The 24,518-nt window shown below is 44.7% G+C and carries 19 protein-coding genes and 1 tRNA gene; 6 read left to right on the plus strand and 14 right to left on the minus strand.

Annotated elements, in window-relative coordinates; genetic code table 11:
• Positions 1-421 precede the first annotated feature (421 nt).
• Positions 422-1,003: an RNA polymerase sigma factor gene (locus tag ACX0G9_RS29855; protein ID WP_459068653.1), complete on the minus strand. Its 582-nt coding sequence runs from the start codon at positions 1,001-1,003 to the stop codon at positions 422-424.
• Positions 1,004-1,678: 675 nt separating this feature from the next.
• Here ACX0G9_RS29855 and uvrA point away from each other — a divergent pair.
• Entirely contained in the window at positions 1,679-4,714 is a 3,036-nt protein-coding gene (gene uvrA / locus ACX0G9_RS29860; protein WP_459068654.1) for an excinuclease ABC subunit UvrA, read from the plus strand.
• Between the two features lie 56 nt (positions 4,715-4,770).
• On the opposite strand, the gene ACX0G9_RS29865 is transcribed toward uvrA, so the two are convergent.
• The 8 genes from ACX0G9_RS29865 to ACX0G9_RS29900 form a co-directional block, all read right to left on the minus strand.
• Positions 4,771-5,220, minus strand: a complete 450-nt coding sequence (locus ACX0G9_RS29865; RefSeq protein ID WP_459068655.1) for a helix-turn-helix domain-containing protein — start codon at positions 5,218-5,220, stop codon at positions 4,771-4,773.
• Positions 5,221-5,230: 10 nt separating this feature from the next.
• On the minus strand, positions 5,231-5,434 hold the full coding sequence (locus tag ACX0G9_RS29870; RefSeq protein ID WP_459068671.1) for a type II toxin-antitoxin system HigB family toxin: 204 nt from the start codon (positions 5,432-5,434) through the stop codon (positions 5,231-5,233).
• A 389-nt stretch (positions 5,435-5,823) separates the two neighbouring features.
• Complete coding sequence (locus tag ACX0G9_RS29875; RefSeq protein ID WP_459068656.1) at positions 5,824-8,202, minus strand: ABC transporter permease; 2,379 nt, start codon at positions 8,200-8,202, stop codon at positions 5,824-5,826.
• Between the two features lie 187 nt (positions 8,203-8,389).
• Positions 8,390-8,815 carry a hypothetical protein gene (locus tag ACX0G9_RS29880; RefSeq protein WP_459068657.1) on the minus strand — a complete coding sequence of 142 codons (426 nt, stop codon included), beginning with the start codon at positions 8,813-8,815 and terminating at the stop codon, positions 8,390-8,392.
• Between the two features lie 44 nt (positions 8,816-8,859).
• The gene (locus ACX0G9_RS29885) at positions 8,860-9,231 is read right to left on the minus strand and encodes a VOC family protein (protein WP_459068658.1); all 372 of its coding nucleotides are present in this window, start codon (positions 9,229-9,231) and stop codon (positions 8,860-8,862) included.
• A 19-nt stretch (positions 9,232-9,250) separates the two neighbouring features.
• Positions 9,251-9,841, minus strand: a complete 591-nt coding sequence (locus tag ACX0G9_RS29890; RefSeq protein WP_459068659.1) for a TetR/AcrR family transcriptional regulator — start codon at positions 9,839-9,841, stop codon at positions 9,251-9,253.
• A 148-nt stretch (positions 9,842-9,989) separates the two neighbouring features.
• A complete protein-coding gene (locus ACX0G9_RS29895) occupies positions 9,990-10,433 on the minus strand; it encodes a DUF4293 domain-containing protein (protein WP_459068660.1) in 444 nt (147 codons plus the stop codon).
• A gap of 32 nt (positions 10,434-10,465) precedes the next feature.
• Positions 10,466-11,746 (minus strand): serine hydroxymethyltransferase, encoded by a 1,281-nt coding sequence (locus ACX0G9_RS29900; protein WP_459068661.1) that lies wholly within the window; start codon positions 11,744-11,746, stop codon positions 10,466-10,468.
• A gap of 440 nt (positions 11,747-12,186) precedes the next feature.
• On the opposite strand from ACX0G9_RS29900, the gene ACX0G9_RS29905 reads away from it, so the two are divergent.
• Together ACX0G9_RS29905 and ACX0G9_RS29910 are read left to right on the plus strand one after the other, a co-directional pair.
• Complete coding sequence (locus ACX0G9_RS29905; protein WP_459068662.1) at positions 12,187-13,185, plus strand: sugar phosphate nucleotidyltransferase; 999 nt, start codon at positions 12,187-12,189, stop codon at positions 13,183-13,185.
• Positions 13,186-13,464: 279 nt separating this feature from the next.
• The gene (locus ACX0G9_RS29910) at positions 13,465-13,881 is read left to right on the plus strand and encodes a carboxypeptidase-like regulatory domain-containing protein (protein WP_459068663.1); all 417 of its coding nucleotides are present in this window, start codon (positions 13,465-13,467) and stop codon (positions 13,879-13,881) included.
• A gap of 174 nt (positions 13,882-14,055) precedes the next feature.
• Here ACX0G9_RS29910 and ACX0G9_RS29915 read toward each other — a convergent pair whose 3' ends face one another.
• From ACX0G9_RS29915 to ACX0G9_RS29925, 3 genes are all read right to left on the minus strand, one after another.
• Entirely contained in the window at positions 14,056-15,108 is a 1,053-nt protein-coding gene (locus ACX0G9_RS29915) for a patatin-like phospholipase family protein (RefSeq protein ID WP_459068664.1), read from the minus strand.
• 363 nt (positions 15,109-15,471) lie between these two features.
• Positions 15,472-16,806: an ABC transporter permease gene (locus tag ACX0G9_RS29920; protein WP_459068665.1), complete on the minus strand. Its 1,335-nt coding sequence runs from the start codon at positions 16,804-16,806 to the stop codon at positions 15,472-15,474.
• 10 nt (positions 16,807-16,816) lie between these two features.
• Positions 16,817-17,770 carry an ABC transporter ATP-binding protein gene (locus ACX0G9_RS29925; protein ID WP_459068666.1) on the minus strand — a complete coding sequence of 318 codons (954 nt, stop codon included), beginning with the start codon at positions 17,768-17,770 and terminating at the stop codon, positions 16,817-16,819.
• A gap of 148 nt (positions 17,771-17,918) precedes the next feature.
• On the opposite strand from ACX0G9_RS29925, the gene ACX0G9_RS29930 reads away from it, so the two are divergent.
• Positions 17,919-18,971, plus strand: coding sequence for a zinc dependent phospholipase C family protein (locus ACX0G9_RS29930; protein ID WP_459068667.1), 1,053 nt, complete (start codon positions 17,919-17,921; stop codon positions 18,969-18,971).
• Positions 18,972-18,999: 28 nt separating this feature from the next.
• On the opposite strand, the gene ACX0G9_RS29935 is transcribed toward ACX0G9_RS29930, so the two are convergent.
• Positions 19,000-20,550, minus strand: a complete 1,551-nt coding sequence (locus tag ACX0G9_RS29935; protein WP_459068668.1) for an NAD(P)/FAD-dependent oxidoreductase — start codon at positions 20,548-20,550, stop codon at positions 19,000-19,002.
• A 771-nt stretch (positions 20,551-21,321) separates the two neighbouring features.
• Here ACX0G9_RS29935 and dnaA point away from each other — a divergent pair.
• Positions 21,322-22,755 carry a chromosomal replication initiator protein DnaA gene (dnaA, locus tag ACX0G9_RS29940; RefSeq protein ID WP_459068669.1) on the plus strand — a complete coding sequence of 478 codons (1,434 nt, stop codon included), beginning with the start codon at positions 21,322-21,324 and terminating at the stop codon, positions 22,753-22,755.
• A gap of 308 nt (positions 22,756-23,063) precedes the next feature.
• Positions 23,064-23,157 (plus strand) — tRNA-Ser (locus ACX0G9_RS29945).
• 450 nt (positions 23,158-23,607) lie between these two features.
• Here ACX0G9_RS29945 and ACX0G9_RS29950 read toward each other — a convergent pair.
• Positions 23,608-24,360 (minus strand): 3-keto-5-aminohexanoate cleavage protein, encoded by a 753-nt coding sequence (locus ACX0G9_RS29950; RefSeq protein WP_459068670.1) that lies wholly within the window; start codon positions 24,358-24,360, stop codon positions 23,608-23,610.
• Positions 24,361-24,518: the final 158 nt, after the last annotated feature.

A 24,518-nucleotide genomic window follows, 5' to 3' on the forward strand; every position in this document is an offset into this window, starting at 1 on the left:
AGGCGCCGGCCAATAGGCCCAGACATAAGACAATTAAAAAAAGGTCGCTATATTTTACAATAGCGACCCTTTTTTTACCAAGGCGCCCTAAGAGGCGCCGGCCAATAGGCCCAGACATAAGACAATTAAAAAAAGGTCGCTATATTTTACAATAGCGACCCTTTTTTTAATTAGGCGTCATTCTGTCTCAGCCTTCCGACAGACTAAGGGCAAGTGCTTTTCATCGGATGGAGAGCCAGAATGACAAAGAGTTGGAAAAAAAGTTCCCACCTTTATTGAGGCGGGAACTTTCTGAATATTTTTTTTGATCTCTCACTTCGTAAAGTTAGCGGTTCTTATCCGTTCCCCGTTTCTTAAGTAGTTAAAGATTTTTAAAAAATTCCTGCAGCATGCTTCGTACCCAAACTACAGTTACATTTTTTTACAGGGCGATCTTCTTTTCTGTCATCATCTTGCGAAGGTTGATTAAACCATAGCGCATACGGCCCAGGGCAGTATTGATGCTGCAGTTTGTCAACGATGCGATCTCTTTAAAACTCAGATCGGCATAATGACGAAGAATGATCACTTCTCGTTGATCTTCGGGGAGCAGGTCCAGCATTTGACGGACCCTGTCATGGCTCTGGCGTTTCATCATCTTGGTATCGGCGCCTTCTTCGGTGAAATGGATAACTTCGAAAATGTCCCTGTCATCGCTTGTTTTGATAGCAGGCGTACGTTTGACTTTCCGGAAATGATCCACGCACAGATTGTGTGCGATGCGCATAGCCCAGGGAAGGAATTTTCCTTCTTCTGTGTAACGGCCTCCGCGGATGGTGTCGATAATCTTGATGAGAACGTCCTGGAAAATATCTTCGGCAAGATATTTGTCTTTTACCAGGAAGAGAATGGAGGTAAAAAGCTTATCCTTATGGCGAATGATTAATGCTTCCAGAGCATACAGGTCGCCATCACGGAATGAATGGATAAGTTCGTGGTCGGTTTTTTTGCGTAGCAATGTCATAAACTTCTACGGGTTTTTTAAAGGTGATAGGATATACGTGTTGGATTTTAAAAGATGGTTCGGTTTTTCTGTGTAGAAGTTTTCAGTCGATAGACGATAAGTTTAGGTTAAAATTTACTTTTTTTTGAGTTATGCACAATTTTATAAGATTGTGCACAAATAGGATTTAAAGATATACAATTTTTGGAAAAAACAACATTCTGGGAATTTTTTTGTTTTTTAATTCTTCGTTAACAGCATAAATCGTTAAAACAGCCCCATAAATTTGTCCTATCATCCATCCTAATTTGTTGGAACAGTTATTTTTGGGATCCTGAAGACAAAAACTCCAACGAACATCCACAGCCCTTTGTAATTGTTTCCCATTTTAGGCAACAATCGGACCGGAATGAGAAACTGGTTTCGATCCTACCTTTAAGGATCGGCTTTTGTCTTTTTTGATCCCAACCCATTTCCATTACAATAATTATAATGTTGATAACCCTGGTTGTTGATAATCTTCGATACCGGAAGACCGGATGAAGAAAACTCAGGCGACCGTGGAACAATTCTGACGGCATCCTGTTAATAATAGGCCGGATAAATTTCATGGATTGTATATGTTGATTTTAATGTAGGTTTGCTAAGGAAATTGGTAATTTTATAATTGTCTTCATCTTACAGGGCATTATTAATATGAGTATAACGGGTAAAGTTAAAAAGCAGGTAAAAGAGAAATTAGTGGTTCCGTCCCAAACAGATTCTATTTTCATCAAAGGGGCAAGAGTCCATAATCTGAAGAATATCGATGTGGAGATCCCCCGTAATAAGCTGGTGGTCGTCACCGGGGTCTCCGGATCCGGAAAGTCTTCTTTAACCATCGATACCTTATTTGCGGAAGGCCAGCGCCGGTATGCGGAAAGCCTCAGTGCTTACGCCAGGCAATTCATGGCCCGGATGGACAAACCCGATGTGGATTATATCAAAGGTCTCTGTCCTGCCATCGCAATCGAACAAAAGGTGATCACCCGGACCCCGCGTTCTACCGTGGGAAGTATGACCGAGATCTATGATTATCTGCGTCTGTTGTTTGCCCGTGCCGGAAGAACCTACTCTCCCATTTCCGGCCGCCCGGTCAAAAAAGATGATGTGGGTGATGTGGTGGCAGCGATCAGCTCCCTGGAAAAAGGGGATAAGGTACTCATTCTCACCCCCTTTAAACAACATAGGAACCGGAAGACCAAAGAAGAACTGAACATATTACTGCAAAAAGGGTTCGCCCGGGTCTATGTTTCAGCCGGTGGCGAAACCCTTCGGATCGAGGAGCTGCTGGAAATGCCGGATAAAGAACTCGAAACCCGGTTGGCAGGTTCTCTTCCGGGAGCCTCCGCTGTTTCAGGTTTTTCAGGAACGGAAGGAGGAACGGCCAAAGGAAAGAATGGAAGTAAAACAAGTCAGAAAGCGGCTAAGACGACAAGCCCAAAAGCTGCAAAACAGGCTTTAAAAGAAGACAATAATAATGGAGAGGGATTGGAGACGGCAGAATCCGGAACCCGGATTATAAAATCCGGTGTTTATGTACTGATCGATCGCCTGGTAGTCAAGGACTTCGATGAAGATGATCAGCACCGGATCTCGGATTCCGTGGGTACTGCCTTTTATGAAGGCGAAGGAGAGATGCAACTGGAGGTGAACGGGGACAAAAGGCTGGGATTCTCCAATCGGTTTGAGCTGGACGGTATTCAATTCGAAGAACCGGTCCCGAACCTTTTCTCTTTTAATAACCCTTTTGGGGCCTGCCCAACCTGTGAAGGATTCAGCCAGGTATTAGGAATCGATGCCGATCTGGTCATCCCGGACAAAAGATTAAGTGTTTATGAAGGAGCCGTCGCTCCCTGGAAAGGGGAAAAACTGGTTGCCTGGAAGGATGCCTTTGTCAAAGCTGCCAAAAAATTTGATTTCCCCGTTCATAAGCCCTTTTTCGATCTGACCAAACAACAGGTCAAAACGCTTTGGGAAGGCAACGAACATGTCAACGGGATCAACGATTTTTTTGCGGAGGTCGAAAGGAATTTATACAAGGTCCAGTACCGGGTGCTTTTGTCCCGTTACCGCGGCCGCACCCCTTGCCCGGATTGCGAGGGATACCGTCTGCGGAAAGAAGCCCTATATATAAAGGTAGCCGGTAAACATATCGGGGAATTATGTGAGATCTCTGTACGGGACCTGGTAAAATGGTTCGATGAACTGGAACTGGAACCGCACCAGCAGCAGATTGCCAAACGTATCCTGATCGAGATCCGTCAACGGTTGAAAACGCTCATGGATGTAGGTCTGGGTTATCTAACCCTGGCCCGGTTGGCCAATAGCCTCAGCGGAGGGGAAAGTCAACGTATTCAGCTGACCCGTTCACTGGGTTCCAACCTGACCAACTCCCTCTATATCCTGGACGAGCCTTCTATCGGTCTTCATTCCCGGGATACCGAACGCCTGATCTCTGTGTTGAAGGACTTGCGCGATCTGGGCAATACAGTTGTGGTGGTGGAACATGATGAAATGATGATGCGGGAAGCCGATCATATTATCGATATGGGACCACTTGCCAGTCATTTGGGTGGAGAAGTGGTCGCTGCCGGAAATTATGATGAACTGATTGCCAACAAAGAAAGCCTGACGGGTAAATACCTAAAGGGAGAATTACAGATCGTTCCGCCTAAGACCCACCGGAGTTGGAGCCGTTCCATAATCGTGGAAGGCGCCAGGCAGAATAATTTAAAAGATATCACCGTTGAATTCCCATTGGGTTTGCTCTGTGTAGTAAGCGGCGTCAGCGGCAGCGGAAAGACCACCCTCGTCCGGCAGATCCTGTATCCTGGTCTGCAAAAGATCAAAGGGGAGCCCGGTGAAAAAGTGGGTCTGAACAGGGCGATCAAAGGAGATATCGATTATTTGTCCCAGATCGAACTGGTGGATCAGAACCCCATCGGCAAATCATCCCGTAGCAATCCCGTCACTTATATAAAGGCATACGATGAGATCCGCGATCTCTATTCCCGTCAGGGGCTCAGCAAGATGCGGGGTTTCCAGCCCAAACATTTTTCCTTTAACGTAGATGGAGGGCGATGCGATGCCTGTAAAGGAGAAGGCGAACAGGTCGTGGAAATGCAATTCCTGGCCGATGTTCACCTGACCTGTGACGTCTGTGGCGGCAAACGGTTCAAGGACGAGGTGCTGGAAGTGACCTATAAGGAAAAAAATATTTTCCAGATACTGGAGTTGAGCGTGGATCAATCCCTCGAATTTTTCAGGGACGAAAAAGAGATCCTGCAGAAAATAAAACCGTTAAGCGATGTCGGTCTGGGTTATGTCAAACTGGGACAGTCATCCGATACCCTTTCCGGTGGAGAAGCCCAACGGGTAAAACTGGCTTCTTTCCTGGGTAAAGGAAAAGCACAGGGACATATCCTCTTCATTTTTGACGAACCTACTACCGGTCTTCATTTTCATGATATCAAAAAACTACTCACTTCTTTTAATGCACTTATCGATCAGGGCCATTCCATCCTGGTCATCGAACATAATACGGATGTGATCCGTTCCGCCGATTGGGTCATCGATCTCGGACCCGAAGCCGGCGACGAAGGAGGGAACCTGGTATATACAGGAATCCCAGCAGGATTAAAAAAAGTGAAAGAGAGTTATACGGGAAGATTTATCCCCCCAACCCCCTAAAGGGGGAGCAGGAGAGACTGGAAGACTTTCGAAAAAATAAAAAAGGTTGAAAAAAATTAAATGGCATTGGTCCGTTTTTTTGCCGTATTTATAATTCGGGTATCTTTTTTTTCAGGGTTTAAAGATGTTACTAATTTGTAAGGCCTATTGAATGCCTCCTGACTAAGTTTAAACCGAGTAGCTAGAATCCGTATAGTTTCCTTTGAAAATCCTTTTTTATAATTTAGAATATCAGAAACTAGTCCTTCACTAACTTCTAGTAAAGATGCCAGTTCTACAGATTTTATTTTGTGGTCTTTCATTAAGGACTTTAATATTTCTACTGGATCAGCATCATCAAATGGGTTATGCTCCTCATCCCATTTTTCAATGAGTAAGGTAATTAATTCAATTTCGTCATTTATTAATTTACTTTTAGAAGACTTGTCCAACAATTCTTCCAGAACCATACAATACTTGTCATATTGCGCTTCTGATTTTATAACTTTATATTTTAATGTGTCCATGGTTGCTTTTTTAATGTTGGCTAATTGTATATTGCTTTTTAGCTTTACATAGAATATCATATTCAGCGTGTGTGCCGATCCATTTTATGTATAAATGAATTTTTGTCTTTCCAAACCAATATTTGCATATCATTCTATAATTATTCCCTCCAATATCAAAAACCACTCTCTTACTTCCATTTCCTAAAAGATCTGCTGTATTATACAAGGACATTATATCAGCTCCACCCAATCAGCATATTTCAAATTTGCAAGCCATATTCTAAACGGAGCTCTGCTTCAGGAATTGGAAACAACGTATTTTATTATGGTTTTTTCCTTAATTAATCGAATTTTCACTTGGTACAATTATAAAGTTAAACAAGAAACTTCACTTTTTGTGAAGTTTTGTATAAATTTTGATATTTTTCCAATTCAGCCCTTTTTGATGGTTATTATAGAAACACTTTTGCGACAGAAAGGAACTAGTCAAATGTCAAAAATGATTATCCCCCCAACCCCCTAAAGGGGGAGTAGTAGAGACTGGAAGACTTTCGAAAAAAAACAAGAAAGGGCTGAAAAATTTTCAGCCCTTTCTGTATGAACTCGTGTGTGAAAAAAAGACTATTCCGTTCGCAAGCTTTTGATCGGATTGGTAACCGCCGCTCTGATCGCCTGGAAACTGATGGTCAGTAAAGCGATAAGCAGCGCAAGACCGCCGGCAGCGGCGAATAACCACCAGGTAATCCCAGCGCGGTAGGTGAAATCTTTTAACCATTTATTCATAAAATACCAGGACACCGGAGTCGCGATCAGGAAGGCGATGCCTACCAGTTTGAGGAATTCAAGCGATAAAAGATTGACGATACCGGTAACACTTGCGCCCAATACTTTGCGAATGCCTATTTCTTTGGTCCGCTGTATGGTGCTGTAAGAAGCCAGGCCGAGAAGACCCAGGCAGGAAATAAAGATGGCTAGTATGGAAAAGTTAAGGAACAAGCCGCCAAAACGATCTTCCGAACGATACTGGCGGTTGAAGAACTCGTCAGCGAAATAATAGTTGAACGGACGGTAAGGAATGGTTTTTTTCCATTTGCCTTCAATGGCCGCTACGGTAGCGGTCAGATCCCTGGCAGAAACCTTTACTGATATTAAGCTACATCCTTCCGGTTCTATGCGCAGGCTTAGTGGTTTGATAGGCTCCTGTAAGGACCGGAAGTGAAAGTCTTTAACGACTCCGATGATCTGTCCCTCCCTTCCCCATTGGGAAAACCGTTTGCCAATTGCGGCCTGGGGTGAAGCATAACCGAATAATTTTACGGCGCTCTCATTCAGGATCATGGATTTTGTCGTGTCCGTAATATAATCACGGGAGAAGCTACGCCCTGCCAGTAATTTAATTTTATATTGACCGATATAGTCAAAGTCGACAAAGTACAGGTCCAGGTTGGCGATCTGCATATCACCTTTCTGGTTCTGTATCTGCGAATAAGCGCCGGGGTTTTGACCTCCGGGAATACTGGAAGACATCGTCGTTGCTTTGACGCCGCGTAGGGTGGTTATTTCCTGCTTAAGGGCTTCACGGTGATTATCGCCATGGGAATCGATGACCATCATTTGATCATTACTGAATCCCAGGTCCTGGCTGCGCATATAATGGAGCTGCCGGTACACGATAAGCGTCGCAACGATCAACCCGATGGATATGGAGAATTGTGTGATCACCAATCCTTTGCGCAGGATAAGTCCCTTTACACCAGTGGCAAAGCGTCCTTTTAATACCGTAATGGGCTGAAAGGCTGATAAAACCAGGGCAGGGTAGGCGCCCGCCAACAAGCCAATGCCGATGGCGATTAAGAACAACATGCCAATATAGCCAGGATGATGAAGGATGCCTGTGCTGATGATCTTGCCGGAAAGGTTATTGAACAGGCTCAACAAGGGGATGCAAAGGAAAACAGTCAATACAAAGGCTACTAGACAAAGCAGGACGGATTCACCCAGGAACTGGCCGGTAAGCTGTCCTCTTTCGGCTCCGATCACTTTACGGATTCCCACTTCTTTCGCACGTTCAGTAGACCGGGCTGTTGTCAGGTTGATAAAATTGATACAGGCAATCAGCAGAATAAAAATGCCGACAATGGAAAATACATAAACATTATTCATATTACCTGTCTCCGGGCCACCGCGTTTGGATTTTAAATAAACGTCCTTCAATGGCTCCAGAAACAGGGTAAAAAACATCTGCTGTTGTTTCATTTCCGGTCCATCCCGTTTTTCCAGAAAAGCCGGGAATTTTTTCTCCAGCAGTTTGGGATCGGTATGCGGTTTCAACAGGAGATAAGACGTCCATCCGAAATTTCCCCAATGTCTGTCAAACGCGGAATCGAATCGTTTGTTGGTTGCCATGGAGACCAGCATATCGGCTTTGAGCTGGGAGTTTTCCGGCATATCCTTCATGACTCCCGTTACGGTGGCATTAAAACTACCATCAGTCAACAGGACCACCTGTCCGACAGGGTTACCCCCGCCAAAATATTTCTTTGCTGCGGTTTGGGAAAGGACAATGCTTAACGGTTCCCGGAGAGCCGTCCGGGGATCTCCATGTATCAGGGGGAAATCGAATACGCTGAATATGGCGGAATCGGCGAACAGGGTTCGTTCTTCCTGGAATTTGATATCCCCTTTCCTTACCAGCAGGCTGGCCGGGTTGACCCGAACGATATTTTCTACTTCCGGAAAGTCCGTTTTGATATTGATCGCCATCGGAGCGGAGGTGACATAAGAATTGATCGTCTCGGTGGGCGTCTTTATATCGCATACCAAACGGTAAATATTATCCGCTTTGGAATGAAACTGATCATAGGTTGACTCGAAATGTACATAGAGAAAGACCAGGAAACAGGCCGCCATGCCCACGGTCAACCCCATGATATTAAGAAAGGAAAATGCCCGGTGCCTCCATAGGTTACGGAAGGCAATACGGAGATAGTTTTTTAGCATACCTCCAAATTACACAAAGCGGATGCCTTTTTATTACCTATTGAGGAACAAGTGTTTGTAAAGGACTTTTCTTGCCAGGTGTCCGTTTCCGATACAACCAGTGTCCGGTGCTTTTGAAAGCGTAATCCTAAATAGCTATACAGGTGGTATCGTCCTGAAAAAGGTCGACCTGTAAGTAACTCGTCCTTTAAACTGTTCCTCCCAGGTTCTTTATGACCAGGCTTAAAAAGGTCAGCGTCGTATAATAATCATTTGGTTTGGTGCCGGCCAGCATTTTTTCCCTGTTCTGGTTCTGTATGGTTTCGACGCGTTCAAATTCAATCTTACCGGTATTCGTAAAAAAATAATCTTCCTTATCTAAGAGCAGCCAACCCCGTTCAAGCAGGGAGAAAAGGATATGCTCTAATTCCTGTTCTGTCAGGAATCTATTGACTCTTCGGTAATATTCTTTTTTGTTCAGACGCCCCTCGTCGGCGATGGTTTTTATTACCTGCCAATGAGACCGTGTTATGCCGGAATTCTCAAGAGAAGAATTAAAAAACCGGGTTATCAGGGCATCGGCTTCTTTAAGGTACCAGCCTATCGGCTTAAAAGATTTATCAGGTGCTGTCATATCATTTTTGTTTGTTGTGGCGAAAACATTTTGTGGGATGAGGCCTATTCTTTTACGATGCAGGTTATTTCAATCAATAAGACGTCAGTATGAAAATAAAAACCGAAATTTTTGCGCATTCGCTGGGGCTCCTGCTCCAGGGTGATACCGGCGATCTTCAGTCTACCATACATTTCGCGAACTTCTGCTTCGCCTGGCAGATAAAATCCAATATGAAAAGCATCGGGATAACCATGATTGCCCTTTTCATTAAGACGCTGGTTCATGAGGACCAATATGAATCCGTCCGGCCCGGTCAATACGGAAAGGGTGTCGTTGGGTTTAGTGTCTGCGCATATAAAATCCAGATGAGTTTCAAAAAAGGTCCTGGTTGACGGGACATCTTTTACGCTCAGGTTGAGGTGATTCAGGTTCATTTTATTTTGTTTGAAAAGGTTAAGGGGTAAGAGATCTAAGCACCAGGTCAAATGTCAGTTTTAGTTTCTCCTCATTTAAAATAAAGGGTTTACCGGCCATATTCCCTTTTGTCAAATAAAATTTCAGGAGGATATAAAAAGGTCCGTATGCCATAGCCCAAAAAATTTCCGGATCCAGGTTAAGGAGTTCTTTTCTTTTTATCGCGTTATTGAAAAATTGCTGCATGTTTTTTCTAAAAGGAGTAGTTTCCTTATTCGTCTGACCGTTGATAAGCGGAGAGTTCCTGAATTGTTCGGAAAAATGAAAATGAACAGGGTATTTTTTTATGTGGGCATAACGGTTCATCCATTGAATCCACAACCCTTCTTTAAAACTCATTTCCGGATCGAAATTCTTAAGGGCTTCCTGCTCAAATACCGCTTCCACCTGGGCATACAATTTATTCAGCAGGTCTTCCCTGTTTTCAAAATAGATATAGATGGTAGATGCAGAAAGGCTGGCCTCTTTGGCTAGTTTTTTCATGCTTAATCCGTCAAACCCTTCCTTCACGATCATTTCTATTGCCTTTTCCCTGATAATCATTTCCTTCTGGTCGTCTTTTTGTCGCATGATACCTGTATATCGATGGTTATGAAAGCAAAGATAAACGAATGTTCGTTCTTTTAAAATAAATTCAAGAATATTTTTGAATTATTTCTTTTCGGGTTTGTTTCGGTTTTTCAGTAAGAGTTTATCAATAAGGTTTTACCAGTAAGGGCTATCTAAGCCTGTTCGTACTCCGGACTAATTTCTCATCTCGGTAGATGCCCCTGGAAGCCATGAAGAAAAATACAGGAATGGCGAATGCGAGGAAGGCTGTCAGGTCATAATTGCCTTCTATGAAGTTTTTGGACTGCTGGAAATAAATAAAAATATTAAGCAGAGACACCAGGAGAAGAACCAGGGTTATACGCATCTGGAGTTTCCTGTTCTTATAGTTAAAGACATTTACCAGGGTAGCGACAATGATCGCTACCGTAATGATCAGCAAAATGATATTACTGGTGGCCGTAAGGTATTTGAATTGCGTGGCAGGAACTACCGCCGGCGTTACTGCAGGCCCTTGTCCGGGTTTGTTACCGCTGAAAAAGGAGAACTTCAGGGTAAGCACCGCGCAGGTCGTAGCCAGCAGCAGCCAGAGTGTTTGGATTCTTTGTAGCATATCGATAAATTTAAACAGCTTGCGGCTTTCCCTTATCCCAGTTCCGGATACAAGGGGAATTGTTTCATAAAGGTATTTACTTCCCCGCGAAGAGCAGCCAGCGCTTCTTCATTTTCTGCATTCACCAGGGCCCTGTCAATCAGATCGACAACGGCTGCCATATGCGTTTCTTTCATTCCGCGGGTAGTGATGGCGGGAACACCGACACGGATACCTGAAGTAATGAAGGCACTTTTATCATCGTATGGCACCATATTCTTGTTCACGGTGATCTCTGCCTTTCCTAAAGCAATCTCGGCTTTTTTGCCGCTTATATTCTTATTACGCAGATCGATCAGTAAAAGATGATTGTCCGTACCGCCGGATACAATGTTATAGCCTTTTTCCAGGAATACTTTTGCCATTGCCTGGGCATTGGCTATGACCTGTTTGGCATAAACGGTGAATTCATCGGACAGGATCTCTCCAAAGGCAATTGCCTTGGCGGCAATCACATGTTCCAGCGGGCCGCCTTGTGTTCCGGGGAAAACAGCCATATCGAGGAGGTTGCTCATCGGGCGGATATTCCCTTTGACATCTTTCAGACCAAAGGGATTGTCGAAATCCTTTTTCATCAGGATAAAGCCGCCCCTGGGGCCGCGAAGGGTTTTATGCGTAGTGGAGGTAACAAAATGACAATGATCAAAAGGCGAGCTGAGCAACCCTTTGGCGATCAGACCGGCCGGATGGGCCATATCGCACATCACAAAAGCACCAATGCTATCGGCTATTTTCCGGATCCGGGCATAATCCCAGTCACGGCTGTAAGCGGAAGCACCGCAGATGATCACCTTGGGTTTGTGCTCGTGGGCCACTTTTTCCATCTGGTCGTAATCTACACGGCCGTCTTCCTTTTTAACACCATAGAAAACAGGACGATAAAGTTTACCGGAGAAATTGACGGGGGAACCATGGGTCAAATGGCCGCCCATACTCAGATCTAATCCCAGGATTGTATCACCCGGCTGGATGATGGCCAGTAATAAGGCTGCATTGGCTTGTGCCCCGCTATGGGGTTGCACGTTGGCATATTCACACCCGAAGATCTGTTTCAGACGGTCGATGGCCAGTTGTTCGGTCTGATCCACGATCTCACAACCGCCATAATAACGCCTGCCGGGATAACCTTCGGCGTACTTATTGGTCAATACCGTACCCATAGCTTCCATGACCTGCAGGGAGGTAAAATTTTCCGAAGCAATCAATTCAATGCCATGACGCTGGCGATCCAGTTCTTTGCGAATGAGGTCAAAAACCAAGGTATCTCTTTGCATGGCGCAAATTTAGCTTAAGAATTTTAAACCTCTGCTAAACCTCCTGCCAATTTTTGAAATTTTGGCAGGAGATCCGGCATTCAATTTGGATTGACCAGGGTGTAACCGGCCCGGAAGCCATCCTTCAGACCGGGGCGCTAAAGTTTTTTAGTACGGTGTCGCAGAGAGAGAAAAATGTAAATAAATGGGAAAACAATAAAATTCACTATTTTACACGCGTTTATTTCATTAATTTTTAAAGGCAGACCCATCCGATTAGAATTTTACTATCCTTTAAAAGGAATAAATAGTAAAGGACCGATCTGATAAAATCCATAGCCGATTAAACGAAAACACTACACGGAGGAATCTTCTGATCCAAAATTTGCGGTAAAACCGAAAGACATCGCAAATTCTGGCTTGGCAAGACCCGTCCGGCTGATAAAAAATAATATAAACGGATGAAAGCGATCATTCCCGTAGCTGGCGCTGGAACAAAATTACGTCCGCATACTTATACTCAACCTAAGGCTCTGATCCCATTAGCAGGAAGAACTATACTTTCTATTATTGTCGACCAATTGATGGAGGCTGGGATCAACGAATTCATTTTCATTGTTGGTTACCTTGGCGAAAAGATCCAGGATTATGTCAGACAGAAATATCCCCAGTTAACGGTTCATTTTGTTTACCAGAACGAACGCAAAGGGATAGGACATGCCGTTTTGCTGACTAAAGATATCGTCGGGGAAGACGAGATCTTTATCGTATTAGGTGATACCATCTGCGAATATGATGTAAAAGAGGTTCTCAATATTCCCCATTCCCTCCTGGGAGTTAAGCGGGTAGACGATCCCCGTAATTTCGGGGTTGCCGAGATCGAGGATGATGGCAGTATCAGCCTGGTGGTGGAAAAACCGCAAATCCCAAAAACGAATATGGCCCTGGTAGGGATTTACCGGATCAAAGAGAGCACCAGTCTTTTTGCCTGCCTGGAAAACAATATACGCAATCAGCTTACCAGTTACGGCCAGTATAACCTGACGGATGCGATTGAATGTATGATCCGTAGTGGAGTGAGGTTTCAGTCTTTTAAAGTCCAGAACTGGTTCGATTGCGGAAAAAAAGAAACGCTGCTGGAGTCCAATGCCAAATTGCTCAAGAAGTTCGGAGGATCGATTGCTCCGGATCACCAGTTTGAAAATACCATCATCATTCAACCGGTAAGCATTGCTCCCGGCTGCGATATCCGCAATTCCATCGTCGGACCCAATGTAGCCATTGGAGAAAAGACCCGGATCAATTATTCCATTATTAAAGATTCTATAATAGGTTCCTTCGCCGATCTGTACGATATCGTCCTCACCCATTCTCTGATCGGCAGTGATACGGAGGTCAAAGGGGAATCCCGCAGCCTGAATATCGGCGATAATACCGAGATCGATCTCGGCGAGTCCTGATGTAAGCCGGGGTAATTGGGTATACTTATGAATTTTCCTGACGCCGGGAATCAATTAATTACTTGATCTTTAGGGACCTATAGGCAACATGCCGATCCTGGCCCTGGTCCCCTGTTTACTTAACCTAAAAGAAACGGTCCTTCAGGCGATTCTTCGCTCTTCAAAGCTTAAATTTGTTATCAGTACAGAACAAACCGGCCGGATGAACAATACCCGGCAGATGATTGTAAAGTCATATGCCTGAATCTGAAAGGCTGGAAACTTTTAAAAAACTGTTGTATGGGATCCACCAAATACTCCATCACCATCAAAAGACTGCTGTTCTTACTGCTGATCATTCCGCTTGCTTTATGTTCCAGGGCCGACTCGGGAAAACCTGAAGGAATTTTACACGGATTTGTAACTGATGCCACCACCAAAAAACCTTTGTCAGGAGTAACCGTATCGGCTGTGCTTCCGGGTACCAATAATTCGAAGGAAGTATTGACCGATGCAGACGGTTATTTCCGGTTCCCGCAATTACCTGCCATGCCCGTCACGGTTAAATTCGATAAAAAGGGATACCAGCCCTGCAAACGCCCTAATATAACGATCAAAGAAAGAGTGGCGGTAAAATTGAACGTAGAATTTCTTCCGGAAGATATGGAATCGAATAATGCTGAATTCCCCTTGCTGCGTTTCCTCCAGGCAAGCTGATAAACAAACAGGACTGAGAACAGTCCCGTTTTTATTTCTACTACACATGAGGCTAAAACTATGTTGATCTTATATCATTTGCGTTTACGACTTATTTCGTATAAAAATACGTGCGATTTGGCGAAATGTTGCACCGGCTCCTCACGGTAATTCACCATTCATCATTAAGGCCCGTTATGTCGTTATTTTTTCTTCGGCTGAGCCCTCCTTTGTCTGCGGAAAATTTCCGGCGAAATATTCGGCCGTCTTTTCTTCGCCTTTGATCAGCATATCCTGCATGGTAACCGGATCGAAGCTCAAACCATCCGGCCCTCCGCCAAGGTAATGGTCAGGCCGGATAATATGCAGCCGCACCGGCTTCCTGTTGTAAAATGGATTGCCAGTCTGACCCTTCGCAAACGATGCTGTAATTATTTCTTCCGGTATGCCCATATTGCGCATATTCGTTTGGACGGCTTCGATATATTGCAGGCCTTCATTGAACAGATTGGGAAGAATGTGATGATTGTCTTTCGGATCCGTCGTGAAAATATCCAGGGTCTTTTGAAGGATCGAAAAAAGATCTTTGTATTCTTTATTGTCAGGCTCCGGTATGGCAGGCGTCAGCATGAGTAAATAAATATCCTCGGCTCCGCTGGCAATGGCTATGTCGATGCCGGCAAATTCCCGGTCACCCCCATCCATATACTGCCTGACAGGCTCTTCTCCAGGGAATATGGTGATGGGAGGGAGCAGGACCGGCTGACAGGATGAGGCCAGCAACGTACGCAGGAACTGGTCATAGGTTTCAATGGTTCGGCAGGCAAAGCGGTTAGCAACGGCCGGATGGATCTTATTTGAAATGACGGTCAGTTCATGCGTCTGCAGACATACTGTATTAAAATACAATTCTTTACCGGTGTAGACCAGCCGATTACAGCGTTCATGGGTATAATATTGATCCAGTAGTCCCCAGAACGGAGTGGCGTCCAGGATAGATGCTTCTTTGATGCGTTCGGACAAGGTAAATTTTTTGACGATGTCCTTGTTATGTTTGGTCGTAAAGATCTCGATCAGCGGATCTATTTCCCGAAGAGCGACAAAAGGGATGACAAGGGAACCCACTCCCGTGCCTACCAGGATGTCAAAGTCCAGGCCGGGCTGGCTTTCAAAGATTTTTTTTACCGCTCCTACCGCAAATGCCCCCCTGGAAATACCGCCGTTAATGACCAATGCTTTCTTGCCCATTTGTGCTCCGTTTAGATACCGCGCCTGATGACCGGCCTTTGGTCTGCTGATCAATGGGGGTCAATGTAAGGACTAAATCGGAGGTGGGCAATACTATTTTAGTGGTATGTTGTTGGCTGGGGTTTTTGAAAAAAATAACCCCGCCAACAACATACGCTAATGATGGGCCTTACGGCCTAACAGACCCGTGGTCTGTTGTTGGTGAGCTTTGTAAAGTAATATTAAGGGGCACTTAAAAAAAATCCTTAGAGCAAAAAACTTAATAATAGGCGTGTTCGGCCTAACAGACCCGTGGGTTGTTTGTTTTGGGGGAAGATTGTATTTACAAAAATTCTTATTTCAGCAAATTCCCTTGGGCAAACATCAGTTCTTTTTAAAGGCCCATTTCCACATGGTTTTCCATGTTGGTTTTTTACCATACATCAGGATGCCAGTACGGTAAATCTTGCCGGCCATCCAGACGGTAAACAGGAAACCCAGGATCAGTAATAACATGGAAAGCCCTAACTGCCACCAGGGTACGGTGCCGGGTACCCCAAAAGGGATTCTGGCCATCATCACGATCGGAGAACTGAAGGGAATAATACTTGCCCAAACGGCCAGGGTGCTTCCCGGGTCCTGTACGGCAATAGACATGACAATAAAAGAGAATATGACCGGCATAGTTATCGGCAGCATCAGGGATTGCGCTTCCTGCGGGTCTTCGTTCACTGCGCTTCCTACGGCGGCAAAAAGTGAAGAATAAAAAAGGTATCCGCCGATAAAATAGAAAAGGAAACAGCCCAGGATCAAGCCCCAGTTGACCGTACTCAAAACATTGGTGGCCTTGAAGATCCAATGGGCCGATTCTGCGGCTTTTGCTGCAGAAGGATTGCCCATCGGGCCGGATCCCTGCATTTGCTGGACCTCCTTCAGGGTGTCATGCGGGATCAAACCCATGGCCAGGAAAGCCAGGCCCGTTAGTAAGATGATCCATAACAGGAATTGGGTCAGACCAACAGCTCCGATTCCGGTGATCTTCCCCATCATTAATTGAAAGGGTTTTACAGAGCTTACGATCACCTCGGCTATTCGGTTGGTTTTTTCTTCCATAACTCCTCTCATCACGGCTGCACCATAGATAAAGGTCAGTATATAGATCAGCAGGCCGCTGGCATAACCAATGCCATAAGAAAGCCCCTGACTGGACGCCTTGGAAGTTTTACCATTGTCTTCAAAACTTTTTAGTTCCATCTTCTCTGATCCGGCCCGGATCGAATCCAGTTTTGACCGGCTGATATTAGTCTTCTCGAAGATCAGGTAGTCGGCGGTTGCGCTGCGAATACGTCCTTCCAGATCACTGGCGCCGACCAATCCCAATTGTTTTTTATATTTAAGACGAATGGCTGTCCGGTCATCTTCCTGAAGAACCGGCATAATCAGTATGGCCGTGCAACCTTTTTTTTCATAATTCAGGGTATCCAATGCTGCGGAAAAATCAAAACTGATCGAGGAATCGCTTTTCAGATAATCTTTCAAATAATGATTGGGATCAATGACGGCTATACGATGCCGGGTCTTCCCCTGCATGGACAGTAAGGCCGAGCCTGCTATGAACAAAACGATCATCAGGGGCAGGAGAAAAGTCGACAGCAGGAAGGTTCGGTTACGGACCCGGGTGAGATATTCGCGTTTGGTAATGAGCCAGATCTTGTTCATCGTAATTTTTTTATACAGGAATAAACTGCCGGGAGAGGGGAGTTCCTTCTACCAGCCTGATAAAAATATCGTTTAAAGAAGGAAGGATCTCCGTGAAAGAAGTGATGTTCCTTCCCTGTCCAATAAAATATTCCAGTACGTCATTGGTCCGGTAGCCTTCCCGGATTTTCACGATCAACTGGTCCTCCTTTTTTCCAACCAGCAGGAAGGCCGGACAAACATTCAGGGGCTGCGTCCCGGATATGCTATTACCTTCTGTGGAAGGCTCCAGGCCAATGCTGAAAAGATTTTCTTTAAACTCCTGTTTTACCCCCGCTACGGTTCCATCCAGGATCTTCTGTCCTTTGTTGACCAGGATAATATGATCGCAGATTTCTTCCACCTGTTCCATCCTATGTGTACTGAAGATAATGGTGCTGCCTTTCCGGGCCAGGTTATAGATTTCATCTTTTATAAGATTAGTGTTCACCGGATCGAGCCCGCTAAATGGCTCATCCAAAATGATCAGCCGGGGTTCATGCAGAACGGTTATTACAAACTGCAGTTTCTGTCCCATTCCTTTGCTGAGGTCCTCCACTTTTTTGTTCCACCAGCTTTCCATCTCGAATTTGACAAACCATTCCTTTACTTTTTGGGTAGCCTCGTGTTTACCCAGCCCTTTTAGCTCTGCCAGATAAACGGCTTGTTCTCCTATCTTCATTTTTTTGTAGAGCCCACGTTCCTCCGGCATATAACCTATATGAACGATGTCATTGACAGGATCGAAGGGCCTTCCTTCAAAGAGGATCTCCCCCTCGTCCGGATAAAAGATGCCGGTGATCATCCGGATCAGGGTTGTCTTACCTGCTCCGTTAGGCCCTAATAAACCAAAAATTGATCCTTTGGCCAGTGAGAAACTTATCGAATCCACTGCCCTTTGGGTGGAGAAGTTCTTTTTCAGATCCTTTATCTGCAGGATGTCCATATGGATAGTTTACCCAACAAATATACAGTTTGTCGCCCGGGCAGTTCAATTGTTACGAAAGCAGGCTGTCTTTGTTATCAAAAAATTATTATCGGGCTATATAGGCCAGGTACTGAATTTTTGACTGATTTTTGCGAAAACAGGCACCATGCGGACAAAAAAAAAGGAGAACAGGCAATTTATAAAAGCAATTTTTTTCCGTGGCAGGTTATTCCAAAGACCGGCTGGCGGTGTTTTCCTTGTCCTCATCCTTTTGGGCTGCAGCAGCTGGGGCTTCCTGGTTCACCGCACTGTGAACCAGCTGGCTATCTATCAATTACCTGCACCTATGCGCGCTTTCTTCTGGAAAAATAAAGATTCCCTGGTCCGCGGCTCTGTTCGCCCGGATATCCGGCGAAACGCTCTTCCTGCCGAGGAACCAAGACATTTTATCGATCTGGAAGCTTATGGCGATTCGGCTGCCTGGAAAATGCCTTTGCATAAAGAGGACGCCATTCGGATCTATACCTGGGACACGTTAAAAAAATACGGTATTGTACCTTATGTAGTAGTGGAAGTAAAGGAACAACTGACGCACGCTATGCGTATGAGGGACCGGGATAGTATCGTATATTACGCGACCGAATTGGGCCATTATATTGGAGACGCACATGTCCCTTTGCATGTCTCTATTAATTATGACGGACAACTGACCGGGCAGAAAGGGCTGCACTCCTTATGGGAATCCACCGTTCCTGACCTGGAACTGGAGCATTACCTGTTGCATGACAGACATAAAGCCCGTTATCTGCCCGATCCGGCATTCTCTATTTGGAGCGTTATCCGGCATACACAATCCCTTCTTTCGGACGTATTTAATAAGGAGAAAGAAATATCCGGACAATTTGCCGACTCTGCCAAATTTCATATCGAAACGCGTTATGGCAAACAAACGCGGGTTTATACGCCTGCTTTTGCAATAGCCTATGGTGCAGCGCTGGGGGAAACGATCAATGAACAATTGCTCGGATCTGCCGGTACGATCTCCGATTTCTGGTACACGGCCTGGGTCGATGCCGGCAAGCCTGATCTTAACAGCCTGCTGAACGCTCCTTTGGAGAAAAAAGAACAAAAGGCATGCAAGGCAGAATTCAAGGACTATCGGAAATGTAAATTAATAGAAAAAAAATTATTGATCGCCAGAACAGTAAAACTGCAATAAGCTGCAAGACCGATTAATAAGCCTGATCTTACAGCTGCAAAGCGTCCACTACTCTTTCTCCATCCATCGCGGCACTCACGATTCCTCCGGCATAGCCGGCGCCTTCCCCGCAGGGGTAGAGATTTTTTATTTGCGGATGCTGGAGCGTAATGGGGTCCCGGGGAATACGTACGGGAGAGGATGTACGTGATTCTGTAGCCACAATTACGGCTTCATTCGTAAAATAGCCTTTCATCTTTTTTCCGAATGCGGTAAAACCCTGGCGGAGGGCATGGTATACGAAGGGGGGCAACACCTCTCCCAAGGGAGCGCTCTGAAGTCCCGGTAAATAGGAACAGGATGGCAGGCTGGAGGATATCTTTTTGGCCACAAAATCAGCCATCCGTTGAGCCGGGGCTACGAATTTTCCTCCCCCCAATTGAAAGGCTTTTTGTTCTACGCTTTGCTGGAAATAAAGAGCGGCCAGCGGTCCATGTTCACTGAAGGCTTTCATTTCATTTTCCTCCACGCTGACCACAATCCCGGAATTGGCATAAGGATTATTTCTTTTTGAGGGAGACCAGCCATTGACCACCAGTTCGCCATCGGCGGTAGAGGCAGGGGCAATGATACCGCCTGGACACATACAAAAGGAAAATACCCCTTTCCGGTCAATTTGTTCCACCAAACTATAGGAAGCAGGAGGCAGGTCGTTTCCCCTGACCGGACAATGATATTGAAGGCTGTCGATCAATTGCTGGGGGTGTTCTATGCGTACACCCAAAGCGAAAGGTTTGGCGCTGATCTCTATTTCTTTCCGATGAAGCAGATGAAAGATATCCCTGGCGGAATGGCCTGTTGCCAAAATGATGGCTTCTCCTTCGAAAATCTCCCCATCCGCGGTAACCACCTTTTGAATACGGTCCGATTGTAATACAAAGTCTACCGCTTTCTTTTCAAAAAGGAAAAGACCGCCGCTATCCAGGATCTGTTGACGCATGGCCTGAATGATCCCTGGCAGTTTATTGGTCCCAATATGCGGATGGGCGTCAATCAGGATAGAATGATCGGCTCCGAATTGGACGAAGAGGTTAAGTATCCGTTGAATGTCTCCCCTCTTATTGCTTCGGGTATATAATTTACCATCGCTGTAGGTTCCAGCACCGCCCTCTCCGAAACAATAATTGCTTTCGGGGTTGATAATCCCTTCCTTATTAAGGAGGGCAAGATCCCTTCGCCGGGACCGAATGTCTTTCCCTCTTTCCAGCAGGATAGGGCGAATGCCTTTTTCGATCAGTTTAAGGGCAGCAAATAACCCGGCAGGACCGGCACCAATGATAATGACTTTTTTTTCCGACTTTGATACATCGGGAAAAGAAATATGTTGTAGGATCGGTGCCTGGTAAGGTTCACGTATATATACGTGAACGGTGAGTATGATATGAGGTTGCCTGCCGCGGGCGTCGATGGATCTTTTGAGCAGATCAAAACCAGTGATATCTGTTAAAGGACAGCCAGCAGCCTGGGCTGCATGTTCCCGAATGGATCCGTTATCGGAGGCCTGTGCCGGAAGTAATTTTAATTGAATGGTTTGTCTCATCGTGTCAGGCAGTTAACCTAAAAACGTAAAAAAACTAAAGGAGGGCAAAGATAGTGTAATTATCTCGTGCGTGTCGGAAAGAATAGTCCATAACAAAAAGCGATTTATGAGAGTATGTCATTTATAAACAGGAGGTTACCCTGGTTAGTTTGACTACCCACTTTCCCTGAATAAAATATTTTTTTTGGGCAAATAAATACCCAAAAAATATCCTGCTCATTTTTTGAAAAAAAGTTCAGGGATATCAAAACAAAATCAAATTATTTGTTATCTTCATTTACTTCTCAAAAAACTCTACTTATATGAAGAAAGGTTCGTTCACCTCGAAGCTTATGTATTCTTTCTTCTTACAAAGTACACCCAAACTACCCTGTCAAGGTCAACCACTCTGGAATGCTGGATCCCTTAATTGTTGTTCAATGCCCCTTGGGGAGGTTGTAATGCAATCGGTTCCGCATGTGAACGAATGTGTATAAGTCTTAGTAAAAGGGGTTTTTTAAAGATTTAAAGGTTCTGAAATCGGTAGGGCATTATTTTTGACAGGTCTTGTCTTTCTTAGGCTGGTTGCGAGTTTTGGAAAAAAAAATAGGTAAAGATCACTGTGGACACGGACTGTATTTAAAAGGAAAAAAAGAAGTGAATAAAAAATTTTTTATTCAACAAAAAGTTTTGATATTCGCCGCCCTGCGCAACTTTTTTAGAATCCAATTCCTTGTAGAAAAATTGAGAAAGTACAATTCTTAAATCGGCATAAAAATTGGTTACTGTATAATGGCAAAAACGTTTGAAAAAGTATGGATCAATTGCTTGGAAATAATCAAGGACATCGTAGAGTGGCAGCATTATAAAACGTGGTTCGAACCGATCAGGCCTGTCGAGTTGAAAAGCAATATTTTGGTGATTCAGGTACCCAGCCAGTTCTTTTATGAATACCTGGAAGAACATTATGTAAATTTATTGGCAAAGACGTTACGGCGCTTGTTGGGGAAAGATGCGAGACTGGAATATCGTATTATGGTGGACAGTGGAAATCATCAGAACAAACCGTTGACGATGGATGTGCCGGCACATGGTTATAAAACTTTTTCTAATAACGAAATGGATTTCCCACTTATCATAAATAATCCTGTTAAGAATCCCTTCGTCATTCCGGGGTTAAAGAAAATGCAGATCGATGCACAACTTAACCCTATACATACGTTTGATTCTTTTATCGAAGGCGATTGCAACCGTGTTGCCCGTCGCGCAGGTAAAACCGTGGCCGAAAAACCAGGAGCCAATTCTTTTAATCCCCTGGTTATATATGGCGGAGTTGGGTTGGGTAAAACACATTTGGCCCAGGCCATCGGAAACGAAGTCAAACGTCTCCATCAGAATAAGGTAGTATTATATGTAAGCTCCGAAAAATTTATCAATCAGTTCGTCGATCATAGCCGCAATAATGCCATCAATGATTTTATCCATTTTTATCAGTTGGTGGATGTCCTGATCATAGATGATGTGCAGTTCTTTAACCGGGCTGAAAAATCACAGGATGCCTTTTTCGCGATCTTCAACCATTTACACCAGTCCGGCAAGCAGCTGATCCTTTCTTCCGACAAACCTCCCAAAGACCTGGAAGGCGTACAGGAGAGACTATTAAGCCGTTTCCGCTGGGGTTTGAGTGCCGATCTGCAAGTGCCTGATTATGACACCCGTATAGAGATCCTGGAAAGAAAGATGAAGAACGACGGGCTAGAGATGCCAAAGGAAGTCGTAAAGTATCTGGCTTATAATATTAACAGCAATGTGCGGGAGCTGGAAGGCGCACTGATCTCACTTTTGGCACAATCTTCGCTCAATAAGAGGGAAATTGATCTGGAATTGGCCAAAAAAGTACTCCGTAATTTTGTGAAAACCAGCAGTAAGGAGATCACCATTGAGACTATTCAACGCATGGTTTGTGAATATTTCGATGTGTCATATGACAAATTGCTGCAAAAGACCCGCAAAAGAGAAATCGTGCAGGCCAGGCAAATCACTATGTTCCTTGCCAAAGCTTTTACCAAAAATTCCCTGAAGACGATCGGAGAACATTTCGGAGGACGGGACCATACCACGGTCATCCACTCCTGCCAGACCGTAAAGGATCTGATGGATACCGACAGTCTTTTCCGCGAGAATGTGATGGAATTACAGCAAAAAGTGCAGTTGGCGGCTATGTAAGCCTGCCGTCCCAGGGTGAAAACCCTTGCCAAACAGAAAAAACTAATTATTTATATGCAAAAGACCCATTCCGGCTTTACCGGCTTGGGTCTTTTGCATTTTGGGGCCTTAATACCGATGGTTACAAATGGATTATAAAAAAAGACCTGGCATTTTGGGTTCAAAGGGAATTTATCTTTATTTTTGCATCCCCTTCGAAAAGAAAGACGAAGGTGACGAATGTACCCGAGCCTAGCGAAGGGTAGGAACGAGGGCTTAACAGTGTTCAGCACGAAGTTCGTGAACGGTGTTCAGTTCGAAATTCATACGGAGAGGTGCCTGAGTGGCCGAAAGGGCCGGTTTGCTAAACCGTTATACGAGCTTAAACTTGTATCGAGGGTTCGAATCCCTCCCTCTCCGCCAGATTAATTATTGAGGTGCTTCCGGCTTTGCCGGAAGCATTTTTCGTTTCCGGGAACGTGGCGAGTTTACTCGCCAAAGTGGACGGGAATGAAAAATGGCGCACGTAGTGCGGCAACCTCAATAATTAGTCTGAAGCCTCCCCTTTCGGGGATCACTGAAGCGAAGCGGAAGTAATCCCTCCCTCTCCGCAAGTCAATTATCCGCAAGAAGTTGCCCATTTCAACAATTTTGGGAAGCGGATTCCACAGGAAAGCCTTCAGATTCATTCGAAGGGAAGGCTTTTTTATTAGAAATTCCATCTCCATTGGGCTTAAAACAAGGGAAACTTACAGGTGACCTTGTTAACTGATTTGCTGTTATACATACAAACGAGATTAGATAGGTAAATTATTTAAAATACACGTTAGAATGGACTTTTGATTCAGCTTGCAAGCCACAGTATTGTGCACACTAACTTATTTCTCCACTGATCATTAACATTGCGGTCAGCACTAGCTGCGCATTGCTTTCAGCGGGAAGGCCATTAGGAAGAACTGCAATATCTTCTAGACCGGTGCGAATACCATGTCCCCTATTGATCGCTCGCCTATTGACCGCCCAGCATGCAATGTCATAGCCATGATGAACTTGCTCATGGATGATGCCGGCGTTAAGAACTATTTCTTCCATCATTGCAGCGTTGCGCAGTGCCTCGTTCGGATCAGTGTCTAAAGGTTCAATGAGTACACGCCGACATTTATTGCGAATGGGCGAAGTAATGAACTTCCTGGCATCGTCAACGCTGAGCAATCCTGCCTCTATCTCAACGCCACGTGAGATCAACCAATCGCTTAATTCGATGATGCCTTCTTCACCTTGATTTACAGTAACGAGATCTGGAAATTCCGTCCAGGCTTTGACAATGGTCAGACGTTTATCAGGGTCAGGTTCAATTGTTGCAGAAGTCGTTAGCGACACGGAAATTCCCGGACATAACTGCCGAATTGCTATCAACAACCGAGCACATGACATGCTATCTAATGTTTCTTTCTCATTGTTATCAAAGGCATGAACATGTATCGAGTGCGCACCAGCATCGATCGCTGCTTTGGCATCTTTCGCGATTTTATCGGCCGTTTTAGGAACTGCCGGATGATGACGGTCGCCATTCAAGGCGGCTTGTAGGAAAATCATACACAGTGTTTGTTGCAAATCTCTGTTCAAACCGGATATTTAAATCAGTTAGGTGCGAAATTTAATCATGTTAAGAATTTTGGCATCAAATAAAATAATTTTTTGATCAATTGTAATCGGCAACTAACAATGCAGAGTTTTCGGCAAGTATGAATGCAGCGTTTTCGGCAACAATGGTACAGGATTTT

It is taken from the genome of Flavitalea flava (assembly GCF_054461575.1).

Coding starts and splice junctions, on each gene's coding strand:
- ACX0G9_RS29935 (WP_459068668.1), bottom strand. CDS start 20,550: ATGAGACAAACCATTCAATTAAAATTACTTCCGGCACAGGCCTCCGAT.
- ACX0G9_RS29920 (WP_459068665.1), bottom strand. CDS start 16,806: ATGAACAAGATCTGGCTCATTACCAAACGCGAATATCTCACCCGGGTC.
- ACX0G9_RS29870 (WP_459068671.1), bottom strand. CDS start 5,434: ATGTCCTTGTATAATACAGCAGATCTTTTAGGAAATGGAAGTAAGAGA.
- ACX0G9_RS29880 (WP_459068657.1), bottom strand. CDS start 8,815: ATGACAGCACCTGATAAATCTTTTAAGCCGATAGGCTGGTACCTTAAA.
- ACX0G9_RS29885 (WP_459068658.1), bottom strand. CDS start 9,231: ATGAACCTGAATCACCTCAACCTGAGCGTAAAAGATGTCCCGTCAACC.
- uvrA (WP_459068654.1), top strand. CDS start 1,679: ATGAGTATAACGGGTAAAGTTAAAAAGCAGGTAAAAGAGAAATTAGTG.
- ACX0G9_RS29890 (WP_459068659.1), bottom strand. CDS start 9,841: ATGCGACAAAAAGACGACCAGAAGGAAATGATTATCAGGGAAAAGGCA.
- ACX0G9_RS29855 (WP_459068653.1), bottom strand. CDS start 1,003: ATGACATTGCTACGCAAAAAAACCGACCACGAACTTATCCATTCATTC.
- ACX0G9_RS29865 (WP_459068655.1), bottom strand. CDS start 5,220: ATGGACACATTAAAATATAAAGTTATAAAATCAGAAGCGCAATATGAC.
- ACX0G9_RS29895 (WP_459068660.1), bottom strand. CDS start 10,433: ATGCTACAAAGAATCCAAACACTCTGGCTGCTGCTGGCTACGACCTGC.
- ACX0G9_RS29930 (WP_459068667.1), top strand. CDS start 17,919: ATGCGGACAAAAAAAAAGGAGAACAGGCAATTTATAAAAGCAATTTTT.
- ACX0G9_RS29905 (WP_459068662.1), top strand. CDS start 12,187: ATGAAAGCGATCATTCCCGTAGCTGGCGCTGGAACAAAATTACGTCCG.
- ACX0G9_RS29900 (WP_459068661.1), bottom strand. CDS start 11,746: ATGCAAAGAGATACCTTGGTTTTTGACCTCATTCGCAAAGAACTGGAT.
- ACX0G9_RS29915 (WP_459068664.1), bottom strand. CDS start 15,108: ATGGGCAAGAAAGCATTGGTCATTAACGGCGGTATTTCCAGGGGGGCA.
- ACX0G9_RS29910 (WP_459068663.1), top strand. CDS start 13,465: ATGGGATCCACCAAATACTCCATCACCATCAAAAGACTGCTGTTCTTA.
- ACX0G9_RS29875 (WP_459068656.1), bottom strand. CDS start 8,202: ATGCTAAAAAACTATCTCCGTATTGCCTTCCGTAACCTATGGAGGCAC.
- dnaA (WP_459068669.1), top strand. CDS start 21,322: ATGGCAAAAACGTTTGAAAAAGTATGGATCAATTGCTTGGAAATAATC.
- ACX0G9_RS29925 (WP_459068666.1), bottom strand. CDS start 17,770: ATGGACATCCTGCAGATAAAGGATCTGAAAAAGAACTTCTCCACCCAA.